We start from the raw sequence: 14,197 nt of genomic DNA, 5'->3' as shown, positions 1-14,197 counted from the left end.
CATGGCGGCCCCGGTAGCGGCATGTCGGAGTGTCCGGCCCCCGGGTTCGGCCGGGTTGCGGCAGCTCGGGGTCCGAGGGTCGGTGGGCGGGCCTCGGCCGGCGGCGCGTCGGGAGGTGCCGGACGGGCCGGCGGGTTAGCGTGATCGACATGGCCGGGCGATATGGCGAGGACGTGCTGGCGGGGAACTGGCGACGGCGCAAGGCGATCCCCGAGGTGGACGCCGAGCCGGACCTGGTGGTCGAGGACGCCGACTCGGGGTTCTGCGGCGCCGTCGTCGGCTTCGAGTCCGGTGCGGTGGTGCTGGAGGACCGGCACGGCCGCCGGCGCAACTTCCCGCTGCTGCCGGCCGCGTTCCTGCTCGACGGTGAGCCGGTCACGTTGCGCCGCCCGGCCCGCGCGCCGGTCCCGGCGGCCCGCCGGCGGACCGCCTCCGGCTCGGTCGCCGTGGCGAACGTGCGGGCCCAGGTCGCCAAGGCCAGCCGGATCTGGGTCGAGGGGGTGCACGACGCCGCCCTGGTCGAGCGGATCTGGGGCGACGACCTGCGGATCGAGGGGGTGGTCGTGGAGCCGCTGGACGGCATCGACGCCCTCGACGCCGAGGTGCGGGCCTTCGGCCCCGGCCCGGGCCGGCGGCTCGGGGTGCTGGTCGACCATCTGGTCCCGGGCTCCAAGGAGAGCCGGATCGTGGCGCAGGTGACCTCGCCGCACGTGCTGGTCACCGGCCACCCGTACGTCGACGTGTGGCAGGCGGTGAAGCCGAAGGCGCTGGGCATCGCGGCGTGGCCGGTGGTGCCGCCGGGCCGGCCGTGGAAGGAGGGCGTCTGTGCCGCGCTCGGGGTGGCCGAGCCGGCCGACATGTGGCGGCACATCCTGTCCCGGGTGGACAGCTTCGCCGACGTCGAGACGCCGCTGATCAACGCCATGGAACGCCTGATCGACTTCGTCACCGAGCCGGCCTGACGGCGTCCCGGCCTGACGGGCGTCCCGAACTGGCGGGCGTCCGGGAAGGGCCGGCGTGCCGGCGACGGGAGCGCCCCGCCGGATCGCCGCCCGCCGGATCGCCGCTCGCCGGGTCGCCGGTGGCCCGGGCCGGGTGTTCCGACTCCGTCGCTACAGACTTGAGAGCGTGGTCGACCCACGCCTCTGAGTCGTCGGTGCTCTCAAGTCTGTAGGCGCTCCGCCTCTCACGTCCGCCGGCCCTGCGCCGCCCCAGCCTGCTCTGCGCGCGCCCGCCGCACGGAGGGCCCGACGCCGCCGGGTGGCGTGGACGGGCGGGTCAGGGCTCCTGGTCGGGGGAGCGGGTGAAGACGAAGGTGCCGATGTCCAGCCCCACCGCCCGCCCGGCGTCGTCGCGCAGCACGCTCAGGATCTCGCCGTCCTGCCCGCCGGAGCGGCCCCGCCACCGATCGGGCCCCTCGGGGGTGAACCGGAGGGTGGCCAGCCCCACCGGTCCGCCGAGCAGGTCGCCGGCGTCGGTGCGGAACTCGTACTCGATGCCCATCCACCACCAGCGGCCGGTGAGGTCGGCGAGCTCCCCGACCGGCGCGGTGGCCGCCGGGCGCCAGGGCGCGGGCGGCGTGGGCTCGGCGTCCAGCACGTGGGTGAGCACGCCGCGGGCCAGGGCGGTGATGTGGTGGCCGTTGCGCATCCCGTACGAGTTGGCGAAGCTGACCGCCGCGGTCCGGGTGGGCCGGTGCACGACCAGGCCGGCGACGTAGCCGGGCATCGAGCCGCCGTGGCCGAGGTACACCCGGTCGCCCTCGCGGTAGAGCTCGACGCCCAGGCCGTGCCCGCCGCGCCAGCTCTCCAGGTCGTTGATGGCCACCGGTACGCACATCTCGGTGAGCGTCTGCGGCGCCAGCACCGCCGGGTCCGGGTCGGCCAGGAAGGCCGCCCAGCGGGCCAGGTCGGTGGCGGTGGACCAGAGCTGGCCGGCCGGGGCCATCGCCCCGGTGTCGGTGCGCGGCTCCTCGCGCAGGGTCTCGTGCCACGGGTGCACCACGTAGCCGCGGGCGAACGGCTCGGTGGCCTGGTAGGTGGTGCGGCGCAGGCCCAGCGGTTCGAGCACCCGTTCGCGCAGCAGCGCGAACCACGGGGTGCCGGTGACCGCCTCCAGCACCCCGCCGAGCAGCCCGTACGCCAGGTTGGAGTAGTGGTAGGCGCGGTGCGGTGGGAAGGCGAGCTTGTCGGGGGTGAGGCCGGCGAGCAGGGTGGCCAGGTCCCCGCCGGAGGTGCGTTCCCACCACCGGCCGTCCGGCTCCCGTTGCAGCCCGCTGGCGTGGCCGAGGAGTTGCCGCAGGGTGAGCCCGCCGACTCCGGTGCCGGGCAGGTGCCGCTCCAGCGGGTCGTCCAGGGTCAGCCGGCCGGCGTCGCGCTGTTGCAAGATCAGCACCGCCGTCATGGTCTTGCTGATCGACCCGAGTCGGTACTGGAGGTCGGCGTCCGGGCGGGGGTGTCCTCCCGCCGTGGCCAGATGGGCCAGGTCGCCGTCGCGGACCACGCCGACCAGCAGTGACGGGGCTCGCCCCTCCGCCTGGGCCCGGGCGACCCGGGCGTCGACCTCGCGGACGGTCTCGGGCAGCAACGGCACGGATGTCCTCCTCGGGTGGCGGTGCGACGAGCCTACCGATCATGACAGTTCGATGACACGTGCATCGGCGTGCCACAGTTGGGTGGTGGACGCGGTGGTGTGGATCGTTCTGGGAGTGGTGCTGGCTGTCGCCGAGATCTTCACGACGACGCTGTTCCTGATCATGTTCGCGGCGGGTGCGTTCGCCGCCGCCGGCGCCGCCGCCCTGGGCGCGCCGGTCGCCGTGCAGGCGGTGGTGTTCGCGCTGGTCTCCGCGCTCTCCGTGGCCGTGGCCCGCCCGGTGATCCGCCGGCACTCCCGGTCGTCGCTGGAGACCGGTGAGCAGCCGTTCGGGGTGGAGGCGATCGAGGGGTCGACCGCGCTGGTGCTGGAGGCCGTCGACGCCGAGCACGGCATGGTCAAGATCGACGGTGAGTTGTGGAGCGCCCGGTCGTTCGACGCGACGCAGAGTTTCGCCCCCGGTGAGCGGGTTCAGGTGATCAAGGTCCGGGGCGCCACCGCCCTGGTGTGGCAGGACGATGTTTCCTCCCCCGGCCAACTGCCGGAAGCGAAAAGGTGAGCCCTATGGGATTTGCAGCGGTGCTGTTGGCCGCCGTGGCGTTGATCGTCGTGGTGACCCTGGCAAAGGCGGTACGGATCGTGCCGCAGCAGCGGCAGGACGTGGTGGAACGGCTCGGCAAGTACAAGCGCACCCTGAACCCGGGCCTGAACCTCCTGGTCCCCTTCGTCGACGCGGTCCGCACCAAGGTCGACATGCGTGAGCAGGTGGTCAGCTTCCCGCCGCAGCCGGTGATCACCTCGGACAACCTGGTCGTCTCGATCGACACCGTCCTCTACTACAAGGTCGTCGACGCGGTCCGGGCCACCTACGAGATCGCCAACTTCATCCAGGCCATCGAGCAGCTCACCGTCACCACGCTGCGCAACGTGATCGGCTCGCTCGACCTGGAGCGGGCGCTGACCAGCCGCGAGGAGATCAACCGGCACCTCTCCGGGGTGCTGGACGAGACCACCGGCCGGTGGGGCATCAAGGTCACCCGGGTCGAGATCAAGGCGATCGAGCCGCCGGCCAGCATCCGCGACTCGATGGAGAAGCAGATGCGCGCCGAGCGGGACCGTCGCGCGGCGATCCTGACCGCGGAGGGGCACAAGCAGTCGCAGATCCTCACCGCCGAGGGCGAGAAGCAGTCCGCCGTGCTGCGCGCCGACGGTGACCGGCAGGCCCGGATCCTCCAGGCCGAGGGTCAGGCCAAGGCGATCCGGACCGTCTTCGACGCGATCCACACCTCGAACCCGAGCCAGAAGGTGCTGGCCTACCAGTACCTCCAGGCGTTGCCGCAGATCGCCAACGGCACCGCCAACAAGGTCTGGATCATCCCGACCGAGCTTTCCAAGGCCCTGGAGGGCATCGGCGGGGCGCTCGGCGGCCTGGCCGGGATGGTCGGGGACGTGCCCGCACCGGAGGCGGCCAACCACGCGGTCCAGGTGGAGCGCGAGGCCGCGGAGGCGGCCCGGGCCGCGGCCAGCGCCGCCCAGGAGATCCACGACGAGGTACGCGTCGCCGAGGCGCAGGCCACCGGCGGCAACAAGCCGCAGGGGCTGCCGGCGCCGGAGCCGGTCTCCCCGGACAGCCTGCTCAGCGACCCGGCGGACCAGCGCGAACGGGGCTGACGCCCACGCCGCCCGAAGCCGGGCGGGCAAATGCGAGAAAGACTCATGCGACGCCCCGGTGCCTGCCACCATCGGTCGAAGACGACGGGTGGTGGACAGGACCGGGGCGCCGGTGCGTCCCACGCCGCTCGTCCCCCGTCGAGCGAGGTGGCGCAGATGAAGGATCCGGCGAACGACCTCTTCTCCAGGACCCCGGTTCCGGGCGCCCACGACCCGGCCGGACCGCTGGGCACCCGACGTACCGGGGGCGGGTTCGGGGTGCTGCCGTTCGTCGGTGACCCGGGACCGGCGGCACCGGCCACGAACGCCAGCTGGGCCTGGTCGGTGCGACGCTTCGCCCGCGCGGCGGTCTGGCTGCTGCCGGCGTACGCCGTCCTGTACGGCGTGGTGGCCATGGTCGGTGACGGTGGCGTCGGCCGGGCGCCCTATCCGGCGGACGGCAGTGCGCTCTACCTGGTGGGCTGGGTGGCGGCGGTCTGGCTCGGGCTGCTCGCCCAGCTGGCGCTCACCGGGCTGCTGGCAGCCACCCGCAGCCGCCGGGTCGCCGCGGCCGGACTGCTGCTCGGCATCGCCGGCACCGTGCTGATGCTCCCCTTCGCCGGGCTGGCCGAGCAGACTCCCGTCTTCGGCACCACCGCCCGCGCGCTGGTGCTGGCCGGCGCGACGCTCTACACCGCGGGCTGGCTGGCGACCGGCTGGTCGGTGGCCCGCTCCGGGATGTTCGCCTACGGCGACGGGATCATGCTGATGATCGCCGCACCGCTGCTCGGCCTGGCCGGCGCCCTGATCGGCTCGCTGCAGACCTTCGGGGCGATCTTCGTGCTGATCGCCGGCATCGGCATCGGCTACCGCTCCGGCCGCCTCATGCCGCAGGCCATCGCCCGCGACGCCGCCACCGCCAGCGTCGGCGCCGCCCCGCCACCGCCCGACACCCCCCAGGGCCCCCTCCCGGCCGCCTGACCCCTCGCCGGGGTCGGCCCGGACCCGGACGGGGGCGGAAGGGGACGCGGGGGACGGGCGGGCGGTGAGGTGGGGAGATCGCTGTCAGGTGACGGTGAGTTAGCTGACAATCGCGTGGTGGGGTGGCCCGCTTCGCACCCCCACGGCAATCCTTGCAGCCATGCCCCGACCCCGGTCGCCGCTGACGCGGCTCCTCACCGTGCTGCTCGCCGGCCTGCTGGCCGGCCTCGTCGTCGCGGTCGCCGCACTGCCGGGCAGCCTGCTCGCCGGCGCCGCCACCAAGGCCGGGTTCACCGCGTTCGACGACCTGCCGGCCGCGCTGCGCACCCCCGCCCAGCCGCAGCGTTCCTACCTCTACGCCCGCGACGGCAGGACGCTGCTCACCACCTTCTACGACGTCAACCGCAGCGACGTGCCGCTGGCCGAGATCGCGCCGGTGATGCGGGAGGCGATCGTGGCGGCCGAGGACCGGCGGTTCTACTCGCACGGCGGCGCGGACCTGCGCGGCATGGCCCGGGCCCTGGTCGCCAACGTCACCGGCGGCGGTACCTCCCAGGGCGGTTCGACCCTGACCATGCAGTACGTCCGCAACGTGCTCAAGACCGACCCGAGCCGCACCGCCGAGGAGCGGGCCGCGGCCACCGAGCAGACCATGGGCCGCAAGCTCCAGGAGATCAGGTACGCCACCGCGCTGGAGGACCGGCTCAGCAAGGACGAGATCCTCAACCGCTACCTGAACATCGCCTACTTCGGCTCCGGCGCGTACGGGATCGCGGCGGCCAGCCAGCGCTACTTCGCCAAGGCGCCGGCGGACCTGACCCTCGGCGAGGCGGCCCTGCTCGCCGGCCTGGTCCAGTCCCCGGACCAGTACAGCCCGATCGACGGCGACAAGCGGGCCGCGCTGGACCGGCGCGGGTACGTGCTCGACTCGATGGCCGACACCGGCAGGATCACCGCGGCGCAGGCGGCGGCGGCCAAGGCCGAGAAGCTGACCCTGCGCCCGACCGCCCAGCCCAACGGCTGCACCGCCACCTCCACCGCCGACACCGGCTTCTTCTGCGACTACCTGCGCCGCTGGTGGCTGACCCAGCCGGCCTTCGGCGCCAACCCGGAGGAGCGCGAGCAGGCGCTGCGCCGCGGCGGCTACCGGGTGGTCACCTCGCTCGACCCGGCCGTGCAGGCCACCGCCGTCGCGCAGGCCCGCAAGGTGTACGCCGACGGCGACAAGCGGGCGCTGCCCATCGCCGCCGTCGAACCGGGCACCGGCCGGGTCCTCGCCATGGCGGTCAACCGGCAGTACGGCCTGGGCAGGGGCGAGACGATGAACCCGCTGATCTCCGGCGGGGGCAGCGTCGAGGGCTACCAGGCCGGATCGACGTTCAAGATGTTCACCATGCTCGCCGCGCTGGAGTCGGGGCGTACCCTCTCGACCGGTTTCGACGCGCCCAGCCGGCTGCCCACCCGGTACGCCGACGACAGCGAGAGCAGCTGCGACGGCAAGTGGTGCCCGGCCAACGCCAACCCGGAGCGGATGGACGGCTACCGGATGATGTGGGACGGCTTCGGCCGCTCGGTGAACACGTACTTCGTCTGGCTGGCCGAGCAGGTCGGCGAGGACAAGGTGGTGGAGATGGCCCAGCGCCTGGGCATCACCTTCCGGTCGAAGGCCGACGCCGACTTCGCCGCCCACGACGCGAAGAACTGGGGCGCGTTCACCCTCGGCGTGGCCGCCACCACCCCGCTGGACCTGGCCAACGCGTACGCGACCGTCGCCTCCGAGGGGATGTACTGCGCGCCGACGCCGGTGGTGTCGGTGACCGCCCCGGACGGCGCGAAGGTGCCGGTGGGCCAGCCGTCCTGCAAGCGGGTGCTCAGCGAGGACGTGGCCCGGGCCGCCACCGACGCGGCGCGCTGCCCGGTGGGTCAGCAGTCCGCGTACGGGCAGTGCAACGGCGGTACGGCCAGCGGGGTCGACGGGATCGTCGGCCGGCCGGTCGCCGGCAAGACCGGCAGCTCGGAGAAGAACGCCACCGAGACCTTCGTCGGGTTCACCCCGCAGGTGGCGGTGGCCGGGATCGCCGCCAACCCGGACGACTCCACCGACCTGGTCGGCTCGGCGGTGCAGTCCGAGGTGATCGACGCGGTCGCCCGGACCATCCGTACCGCCGTGGACCCGCTGCCGGTGCGCGACTTCACCGCGCCCAGCGCCGAGCTGGCCGGCGACCCGCAGCGGCCGGAGCCGCCGCGCCCGTCGCCGCGGCCGACCCAGCCGCCGCAGCCGCGGGACGACCAGGGCCTGCCGGCGGACATCATGCGCTGGCTCCAGGGCCGCCGCGGCTGAGCCGGCTCGCGGCGGCCGTCGTGGCCGGCGTGCCGGCTGGTGCCGTCAGCGAACGACGCGGTAGTCGACGAGCAGATGGCCGGTCGGTGAGGTCACACCGCGGGTCGGCTCGAGCCGCATGGCGGGCAGGCCGTCGAGGAGTCGTCGGCCGCGGCCGACGATCGCCGGCGCGACCACGAGCCTGAGCTCGTCGACGAGGTCCGCGGCCAGCAGCGCCCGCGCCACCGAGATGCTCGCGTGGACGCCGACGTCGCCACCGCGCCGCGTCTTGAGCTCGCGCACGAACTCGACCAGCCCGCCCTCGATCGCCGTCGCGTTGGCCCACTGCTGGTCGAGCGGGGTCGACGTGGCGACGTACTTCGGCACGTCGTTGATGAACGTGGCGAACGGCTCGATCGGGCTGCTCGGCCAGAACTGTGCCCACTCGGTGTAGCTGTGGCGGCCCAGCACGACCGCGTCCTGCGCAGCGATCACGGCGGCGAGGTTGGCGTCCATCGCCTCGTCCCAGGCGGTGAAGAACTCGTCCGGCTTCTCGGCCACCCCGTCGAGGGACAACAATTCGTACACGACGACCTTGCGCATGGGCCCACGCTCCCGATTGGTCTGGATGCCTGTCGGGTCGACCGACCGGGCCGCCGGAACTCATCGCCGCGCAGACCGGGAACCTCCCGATCCGTCGTCCGCCGCGCTCGTGCCCGTGGCGCACGCCGCTCGCGGCCACCGCCCCGAGCGGCGCGGTACGGGCGCCGGGCAGAATCGTCGGGTGCCCGTCCACGAGATCACCGACCCCGACGACGAGCGGATCGGCGACTACCGCGCGCTGACCGACGTCGAGCTGCGGACCCGCTGGGAGCCCCCGCACGGCCTGTTCATCGCCGAGGGGGAGCTGGTGCTGCGGCGGGCGCTGCGAGCCGGCTACCCGGCCCGGTCGTACCTGGTCGACGCGAAACGGGCCGACCAGCTCGCCGACCTGGACACCGGGGACACCCCGGTCTACGCGGCCACCCAGCAGGTGCTGGAGAAGGCCACCGGCTTCCACGTGCACCGGGGCGTGCTCGCCTCGTTCCACCGCAAGCCGCTGCCCACCGCCGCCGAGGTGCTGGCCGACGCCCGCCGGGTGGTGATCCTCGAGGACGTCAACAACCACACCAACCTCGGCGCGATCTTCCGGGCGGTGGCCGCGCTCGGGGTGGACGCGGTGCTGCTCTCGCCGACCTGCGCCGACCCGCTCTACCGGCGCAGCGTCCGGGTCAGCATGGGGGAGGTCTTCGCCATCCCGTACGCGAAGCTCGAGCCCTGGCCGGACGCGTTCGCCCAGGTCCGGGCGGCCGGTTTCACCGTGCTGGCGATGACCCCCGCCCCGGACGCGGTGCCGATCCAGCGGCTCACCGCCGACCAGCGGGCCCGGGCGGCGCTGTTGATGGGCGCCGAGGGGGCCGGCCTGACCCGGGCGGCGATGGACGCCAGCGACGTGCGGGTGGTGATCCCGATGCGGCGCGGCGTCGACTCGCTGAACGTGGCCGCCGCCACCGCCGTGGCCTGCTGGGAGCTGGGCCGCGACGACCCGCTCTGACCGGCCCGGTCGGCCCCGTTTCCGCCGGGTGTCACGGACGGTAGCGTGTCGCCCGTGTTCCCTACCGTACGTGAGGTGCTCGCCCTCGATCCGGTCCGGCACGGCGCCCCCCGGCTGGTGGCCGGCGAGGCCGGGCTGGACCGTCGGGTGCGCTGGGTGCACGTGGCGGAGGTGCCCGACATCGCCACCCTGCTCGGCGGGGGCGAGCTGGTGCTCACGACCGGCATCGGCCTGCCCGCCGACGACGCCGGGCTGCGCGCGTTCATCGGCGACCTGGCCGACGTGGGCGTCTCCGGTCTGGTGGTGGAGCTCGGCCGCCGGTACGCCAGCGCGGTGCCCCGGGTGATGGCGGCGGCGGCGGAACGCCGTGGCCTGCCGCTGGTGGAGCTGCGCCGGGCCACCCCGTTCGTCCGGATCACCGAGGCGGTGCACGCGCTGATCGTGGACGCCCAGCTCACCGAGCTGCGCGCCACCGAGGAGATCCACCAGCGGTTCACCGAGCTGTCGGTGGAGGGCGCCGGGCCGGCCGAGGTGGTCCGGCAGGCCGCCGAGCTGGCCGGCTGCCCGGTGGTGCTGGAGAACCTGTCCCGGCAGGTGCTCGCGTACGACCCGGCGGGGGAGAGCCCGGAGCTGCTGCTCGACGGCTGGGAGCAGCACTCCCGCCGGATCCGTCCCGTCGGCCGGACCGCGTACGACGCCGACGCCGGATGGCTGGTGACCACCGTCGGCGCCCGGGGGCACGACTGGGGGCGGCTGCTGCTGCGCTGGCCGGGCGGCGGTGACCTGACCTCCGGCGGCGCCACCGGGTCCCGGCCGCCCGGTACCCCGCCGACCCGGCTGACCATCCTGCTGGAGCGGGCCGCGTCCACCCTGGCCCTGGGGCGGCTGATCCGCCGGGACGCCGAGGGGTTGGAGCGGCAGATCCACCGCACCCTGCTCACCGCCCTGCTGGACCACTCCCGGCCGGTGGACGAGGTGGCGCTGCGGGCCCGGGCGCTCGGGGTGACGCTGGAACGCCGGCACCTGGTCGGGGTGGTGGTCCGGCACCGACTCGACGAACCGGCTGCCGAGAACGGCGCCGCGGAGAGCGGTCTGCTCCCCGACGCGACGCCGGAGGCCGGCCCGGCCCGGCTGCGGGACCTCGCCGAGGCGGTCGGGCAGGCCCTGCGCGAGGCCAAGCTGACCGCGTTGACCAGTGCGGTCGACGACCAGGCGGTCGGTGCGCTGCTCGCCCTGCCCGACGCCACGGGCGAGGAGAGGGCCCTCGCCGCGTTCGCCGCGGCGCTGCGCCGTACCCGGGTGGACGTCCCCGCGTCCCGGTCACCCGCCGGGCGGCCCGGGTCGGTGATCGTGGCCGCCGGCACCGGTGTGGGCACCCTGCGGGAGGCCCGCCGTTCGCTGATCGAGGCGCGGCAGGTCGCCGACGCCGCCCGCCGGGACCGCCGGGACCTGCCGATCTTCCGGCTGCCGCACGTCGGCCTGGCCGGGTTGCTGCACCTGCTCCGCGACGAGCCGCGGGTGCAGACCTTCGTCGAGCGGGAACTGGGCGCGCTGCTCGCGTACGACGCCCAGCACCCCCGGGAGCAGTTGCTGGGCACCCTGCGGGCGTACCTGGACCAGGGCCGCAACAAGTCCGCGGCGGCCGTGGCGGCGCACCTGTCCCGTCCGGCCTTCTACGAACGCCTGGCCCGTATCGCCCGCATCCTCGGGGCCGACCTCGACTCCGTCGAGACCTGCCTCTCCCTCCACGTGGCCCTCCTGGCCCTGGACGCCATCCGCACCCCCTGACCCCCGGCACCGGGCGCGTTGATCATGAAGTTAGCGGTGTGAAATGTCCCGTTTCGCTGCCGCCAACTTCATGATCAACGGGGGAGGGGTCGGTCAGGTGAGGGTGGTGAGGGTCTTGGTGTAGGGGGCGGGGATGTGGTTGGGGCCGCCGGGGGTGAAGACGTCGGAGCGGGCCGCGGTCGCCCAGGCGGTCTCGGGTACGGCATCGACGAGGGAGCGGACCACGGGGGCGTCGCGCCACTGGTCCTGCTCGGCGAGCAGGCTCAACGCCACGACCGACTCCTCGACCTCGCCGACGCACTCGAAGGGCTTGTGCCCGTCCACGCCGAGCAACTCCCGGTAGCCGGGGATCTGCGTCTCGTCGGCCAGCATGTCGCCGCCGAAGATGTGCACCACCCGCTCGCGCGGCATGAACGGCGCCATGGCCAGGAAGACGAACCGGCACTTCGGGCAGTTGCGGCACCAGCGCTCGCTGGCGTCGCGCAGCTTGAACGCGGCGTTGCAGCTGGTCACCACGTCGTCGTACCGGTCGATGGTGGCGAAGAGCCGGGCGATGTGCAGCTCCGACAGGGACCGCAGCAGCGAGAAGTACGGCTCGGTGAGCCCGGCGTGCTCGGCCAGCGCCGCCCGCAGCAGCCCCTCGGCCTCGACGCCCTTGGACCACTGGTGGTTGATCTCGTGACCGTCCCAGACCAGGTTCGGGTCCGACGCCGAGCGCTCGTTGGACATCACCACCGGGCCCAGCCCGTTCAGCACGGCGGTGGCCACCGCGATCAGCGAGTTGATCGCGGTCACCGGGATGTGGCCGTTCAACGCGCCGGCCGCGTTCAGGTCGAACAGCACCGGGTCGATCCGCCGCCGGGCGGCCAGCGCGGGCAGCCCGGACGCCTCGTTCACCGCGACGATCACGTGGTTCGGGTTGACCGAGAAGGGCACCGGGTCGAAGCCGGCCCGGCGCAGCGCCTCCAGGCTGACGATCGAGTCCTTGCCGCCGCCCACCGCCGACAGCGGACGCCGGTCGGAGTTGTCCAACGGCGCGGCGGGCTCGACCGACCCGGCCGGGACCTCGGGACGCAGTTCGAGCACGTGCGGCAGCCGGTTGCGGTACGCGTACTCGGCGAGGCCCTTGGTGTAGACGGCGGTGACCAGCTCGACGGCGGCCGCGCCCAGCGGCGCCGGCAGCACCAGCCGGGCCGGCGCGGCGGCCTTGTAGTAGCTGACCCCGGCCACCACGTGCAGCAGTTCGAGCACCCGGCCGAGGGTGGCGACCGTCGCGTCCGAGGGCGGCTCGGCCGGCAACGGCAGGGTGATCACCTCGGTGAACCGCTGCTCGCCGTCGGGACCGGTGAGGGCGTAGTCGAACAACGCCTCGCCGGTGGCAAGATCGATCGAGTAGGACGGGAAGGTGAAGGCGTCCATCCGCCGGAGCTGCTCGTTGGGCACACGCAATACTAGGCCCTGGTTCGTCCGCCGTGTCCGGCTGTGTCGGACCACACCGCCCGCCGCCACCGCGACCCCGAGGAGAGCTTGTGCGCCTGTCTGACCTGCGCGGACGGAACGTCGCCGTCTGGGGAGCCGGCCGGGAGGGCCGGGCGGCCGTGCTCGCGATCGCCGCGCACGACCCCGCCGACCTGGTCGCCGTGGACGACAGCGCCAACTTCCTCACCCTGCCCTGGGAGGGGCCGCTCGCCGAGGCCGCGCCGCTGGTCACCGGCGAGGAGGCGTTCGACCGGCTGGCCGCCGCCGACGTGGTGGTCCGCTCCCCGGGCGTGCCCAGCACCCACCCGTGGATGGTGGAGCTGCGCCGGCGCGGCGCGACCGTCACCCAGGGCAGCGCGCTCTGGATGGCCGAGCACGCCGACCGGACCGTCGGGGTCACCGGCAGCAAGGGCAAGAGCACCACATCCAGCCTGATCAGCCACCTACTCACCGCGATGGACCGGCCCAACGTCTTCGGCGGCAACATCGGCGTGCCCCTGCTCGACCTGCCCGAGGCCGACCTGTACGTGCTGGAGCTCTCCAGCTACCAGTGCGCCGACCTGACCGACTCGCCGCGGGTCGCGGTGGTCACCGCGCTCTTCCCCGAGCACCTCGACGCGCACGGCGGCGAGCGGGAGTACTACCGGGACAAGCTCAACCTGCTGGCGTACGGGCCGGAGACCGTCGTGGTCAACGGCGCCGACCCCCGGCTGGCGCTGGAGCTGGGCGACCGGCGGGCGGTGCGGGCCGGCACCCCGGACACCGCGAACGTGGCGACCGGCGCCGACGGCACCCCCTGGTTCCACCTGGGTGATCGGCCGCTCTTCCCGCGCGCCGTGCTGCCGCTGGTCGGCCGGCACAACGAGGGCAACCTCTGCGTGGCCCTCGCCGTGCTGGCCGCGCTCGGCGTGGACGTGGTCGCCCGCCGGGACAACCTCGCCGTCGCCGTCGCCGAGTTCCAGGGGCTGGCCCACCGGCTCACCGAGATCGTCGAGCCGTCCGGCCTGACCTTCGTCGACGACACCCTCGCCACCAGCCCGTACGCGGCCATGCACGCCATCGACGCGTACGAGGGGCGGCCGTTGACGGTGATCGTCGGCGGCACCGACCGGGGGCTGGACTACGGCCCGCTGCGGGCGCACCTCGCCGACCGGGAGATCACCGTGCTCGGCATCCCGGACAGCGGCCCGCGGATCGTCGAGGCCCTCGCCGGGCTGCCCGGGGTGCGTACCGAGGTGGTCGAGGACCTGGTGGACGCGGTGCGGCGCTCCCGGGAGCTGACCCCGACCGGCGGGGTGGTGCTGCTCTCCCCGGCGGCCCCCAGCTACGGGCGGTTCCGCAACTTCGAGCACCGCTCCGAGGTCTTCGCCAAGGCCGTCGCCGACACCGCGCCCTGAGCCCGGCCGCCGTCCCGCCCCGGCACGGGTGCGGGACGGCCCCCGTCAGCTCGCCGGGCCGTTGCTGTCCTGGTTCTGCAGCACGAGCCAACGGCCGTGTTCATAGCTGAACGTGACGCCGATGACCAGTGGCGACACCCGGTCCTGGGCCGGGACCCGGTAGACGGAGTCGAACAGCACGAACCCGGTCCGGCAGCCCTCCACGTGCCGGGTGAGTTCGGTGAAGCTCTGGCTCCAGCCCGGGTCGGCGAAGAAGTCGGTGATGAAGTCGGCGAACTGGTCCCGGCCGTCGAGGACCCCGCCGTTGGCGAAGATCGCGGTCGCGTCCGGCCCCAGCAGGGCGTTGAAGCCGGCGGCGTCCCGGCGCTCGGTGGTGTCGACGTACGCGCGCACGGC

General features: G+C 74.0%; 12 protein-coding genes. 8 read left to right on the top strand and 4 right to left on the bottom strand.

The window, feature by feature from the left end:
- Positions 1-149: 149 nt before the first annotated feature.
- On the top strand, positions 150-962 hold the full coding sequence (locus GA0070564_RS10945; protein WP_091607159.1) for a DUF3097 domain-containing protein: 813 nt from the start codon (positions 150-152) through the stop codon (positions 960-962).
- Positions 963-1,278: 316 nt separating this feature from the next.
- On the opposite strand, the gene GA0070564_RS10940 is transcribed toward GA0070564_RS10945, so the two are convergent.
- A complete protein-coding gene (locus GA0070564_RS10940) occupies positions 1,279-2,592 on the bottom strand; it encodes a serine hydrolase domain-containing protein (protein WP_091606762.1) in 1,314 nt (437 codons plus the stop codon).
- Between the two features lie 85 nt (positions 2,593-2,677).
- Between GA0070564_RS10940 and GA0070564_RS10935 the strand changes: the two genes are divergently transcribed.
- The 4 genes from GA0070564_RS10935 to GA0070564_RS10920 all read left to right on the top strand — a co-directional run bounded on the left by GA0070564_RS10935 (position 2,678) and on the right by GA0070564_RS10920 (position 7,564).
- A complete protein-coding gene (locus GA0070564_RS10935) occupies positions 2,678-3,151 on the top strand; it encodes an NfeD family protein (protein ID WP_091607156.1) in 474 nt (157 codons plus the stop codon).
- A 5-nt stretch (positions 3,152-3,156) separates the two neighbouring features.
- Entirely contained in the window at positions 3,157-4,263 is a 1,107-nt protein-coding gene (locus tag GA0070564_RS10930; RefSeq protein WP_091606759.1) for an SPFH domain-containing protein, read from the top strand.
- A gap of 156 nt (positions 4,264-4,419) precedes the next feature.
- A complete protein-coding gene (locus tag GA0070564_RS10925) occupies positions 4,420-5,223 on the top strand; it encodes a hypothetical protein (protein WP_091606756.1) in 804 nt (267 codons plus the stop codon).
- 160 nt (positions 5,224-5,383) lie between these two features.
- Complete coding sequence (locus tag GA0070564_RS10920) at positions 5,384-7,564, top strand: transglycosylase domain-containing protein (protein ID WP_091606753.1); 2,181 nt, start codon at positions 5,384-5,386, stop codon at positions 7,562-7,564.
- A gap of 45 nt (positions 7,565-7,609) precedes the next feature.
- Here GA0070564_RS10920 and GA0070564_RS10915 read toward each other — a convergent pair whose 3' ends face one another.
- The gene (locus GA0070564_RS10915; protein WP_091606748.1) at positions 7,610-8,146 is read right to left on the bottom strand and encodes a dihydrofolate reductase family protein; all 537 of its coding nucleotides are present in this window, start codon (positions 8,144-8,146) and stop codon (positions 7,610-7,612) included.
- Between the two features lie 181 nt (positions 8,147-8,327).
- Between GA0070564_RS10915 and GA0070564_RS10910 the strand changes: the two genes are divergently transcribed.
- The gene (locus tag GA0070564_RS10910; RefSeq protein ID WP_091606745.1) at positions 8,328-9,137 is read left to right on the top strand and encodes a TrmH family RNA methyltransferase; all 810 of its coding nucleotides are present in this window, start codon (positions 8,328-8,330) and stop codon (positions 9,135-9,137) included.
- A 54-nt stretch (positions 9,138-9,191) separates the two neighbouring features.
- Complete coding sequence (locus GA0070564_RS10905) at positions 9,192-10,925, top strand: PucR family transcriptional regulator (RefSeq protein ID WP_483819060.1); 1,734 nt, start codon at positions 9,192-9,194, stop codon at positions 10,923-10,925.
- A gap of 93 nt (positions 10,926-11,018) precedes the next feature.
- Here the strand turns inward: GA0070564_RS10905 and GA0070564_RS10900 are convergent, their stop codons facing one another.
- On the bottom strand, positions 11,019-12,368 hold the full coding sequence (locus GA0070564_RS10900; protein WP_091606739.1) for a MurL-like N-terminal domain-containing: 1,350 nt from the start codon (positions 12,366-12,368) through the stop codon (positions 11,019-11,021).
- 86 nt (positions 12,369-12,454) lie between these two features.
- Between GA0070564_RS10900 and murD the strand changes: the two genes are divergently transcribed.
- Positions 12,455-13,801 (top strand): UDP-N-acetylmuramoyl-L-alanine--D-glutamate ligase, encoded by a 1,347-nt coding sequence (murD, locus tag GA0070564_RS10895; protein ID WP_091606736.1) that lies wholly within the window; start codon positions 12,455-12,457, stop codon positions 13,799-13,801.
- 45 nt (positions 13,802-13,846) lie between these two features.
- Here murD and GA0070564_RS29275 read toward each other — a convergent pair whose 3' ends face one another.
- A complete protein-coding gene (locus GA0070564_RS29275) occupies positions 13,847-14,194 on the bottom strand; it encodes a nuclear transport factor 2 family protein (protein ID WP_176730633.1) in 348 nt (115 codons plus the stop codon).
- Between the last annotated feature and the right edge of the window lie 3 nt (positions 14,195-14,197).

This window comes from Micromonospora mirobrigensis, assembly GCF_900091555.1.
GTDB lineage: Bacteria > Actinomycetota > Actinomycetes > Mycobacteriales > Micromonosporaceae > Micromonospora > Micromonospora mirobrigensis.
Note: the sequence above shows the minus strand (reverse complement) of the source record. Positions and strands in the feature narration are given on the sequence as shown.